This is a genomic window from Microbacterium sp. K35 (genome assembly GCF_004794375.1).
Taxonomy (GTDB): domain Bacteria; phylum Actinomycetota; class Actinomycetes; order Actinomycetales; family Microbacteriaceae; genus Microbacterium; species Microbacterium sufflavum.
Genome location: NZ_SSDM01000015.1, coordinates 1 through 1,550 on the forward strand (window position 1 = coordinate 1; position 1,550 = coordinate 1,550).

The window sequence follows — 1,550 nt, forward strand, 5'->3', positions numbered from 1 at the left end:
AGGCGGCGGCGATGGGCGGCAGGGCGCGACCGTCACGCGGGCTGACCGGGGCGAGCGGCTCGGCGGTGCCGTCCTCCCACGCGCCGTCGATGAACATGCGGGTGCGCAGGGTGAGCGTCGCCGCGCGGTCCGCCCAGTCGTCTCCAGTAGCCGTGAACACGATCGTCCTCTCCAGGGGTGATGGCCCTGGAGAGGATACTCGCCCTATTTCGCCACTAGGTCAAGCTATAGCGAACGATCTCGCCATTTCTTTACACTCCCGTAACAGAATCGGCCTATAGCCGGATGGCTCCCGTCGGCATGTCCTGCGCCAGCGCCTCGGGCGCCTCGTCGACGATCAGCGAGCCGCGAAGCACCGGGGTGATCACGACGAGCGACTCCACGACCTCGAGCCCGTCGTGCCCCGCGACCGCCGGTCCCGTGAGGAAGTCGTAGAACGCGTCGGCATCGGTCACCAGCACGTTCATGAGCAGCTGCGAGGTGCCCGTCGTCGCCACGATGAACTTCACCTCCGGAGCCGCGGCCAGAGCCGTGCCCACCTTCTCCAGCCGGTCCATCGGCACGCGCAGCCACACGAGCGCCTCCAGGCCCAGCCCGAACAGGCTCGGCACGATCTCGGTGCGCGGATGCATCAGGCCGCGCCGGTTCAGCGACTCCATGCGGCGCCGGGTCGTGGTCACGTTGAGGCCCAGGGCGCGGGCGAGCTGCGCCACCGGCATCCGCCCGTCCTTCAGCAGCAGCCGGATCAGCGCCTCCTCGTCGGCGCTCAGCGCATCGGCCGGATCGACCTCCGAGCCCGACGACTCGTCGAGCATGTGCACCTGCTCGTCGGTCAGCACGCCCACCCGCCAGTCGTGCCCCGAGCGGAAGAACTTCAGCACCGTGGTGACGTTGATCGACGCGATGCCGTCGACCTCCGGGAAATCGGTGAACAGCAGCTCGCGGATCGACGCGTCGTCGTGGGGGAGCAGCATGCCCGCGATGTCGCTGCTGCCCTCCAGGACCGACACCGAGGAGGCGTCGGTGCGCCGCGCGAGCGTGCGGGCGACGTGCCACAGCGCGTGCGGCTCGGTCGTGATGCGGAACAGCACGGCCCGGGCGTGCAGCACCCTCGCCGGGTCGACGTAGGTGGAGACCCGTACGAGGCCGCGATCGAGCAGACGCTGTCCACGGCGGGCGACCGTGCGCTCCGGCAGGTCGATGGCGCGCGCGATCTCACCCCACGACGCCCGCCCGTTCACCTGTAGGGCCGCGGCCACGATCCGGTCGGTCTCGTCGGCCATCACATCGTTCGCGGGCACGGGTTCTCCTTCGCGGGTTCGGGCACGTGAAGGTTATCCCAGGACCACGAAGCGCGAAGGCGCCGCCGGAGCCGAAGCCCCGGCGGCGCCCTCGGTCACGCGGGCGGCTACTCCGCCTCGGCGGACTCCACCGTCGAGGCCTCCGTCGCCAGCGCACGACGGCGGCGCAGCGCGAACAGGCCGAGGCCCGCGGCGAGCAGCACGACCGCGGCGACGATGTACGGCACGCTGTCGGCACCGGTCGTCGCG

The 1,550-nt window shown here is 70.8% G+C and carries 2 protein-coding genes; both read right to left on the minus strand.

Going from position 1 to position 1,550, the window contains the following annotated elements:
* Positions 1–275: 275 nt before the first annotated feature.
* On the minus strand, positions 276–1,301 hold the full coding sequence (locus DW299_RS00130; protein ID WP_136035212.1) for an Lrp/AsnC family transcriptional regulator: 1,026 nt from the start codon (positions 1,299–1,301) through the stop codon (positions 276–278).
* Between the two features lie 107 nt (positions 1,302–1,408).
* A partial coding sequence (locus DW299_RS19685) for an LAVTG motif-containing sortase-dependent surface protein (protein WP_136035213.1) occupies positions 1,409–1,550 on the minus strand: 142 nt, incomplete at its 5' end.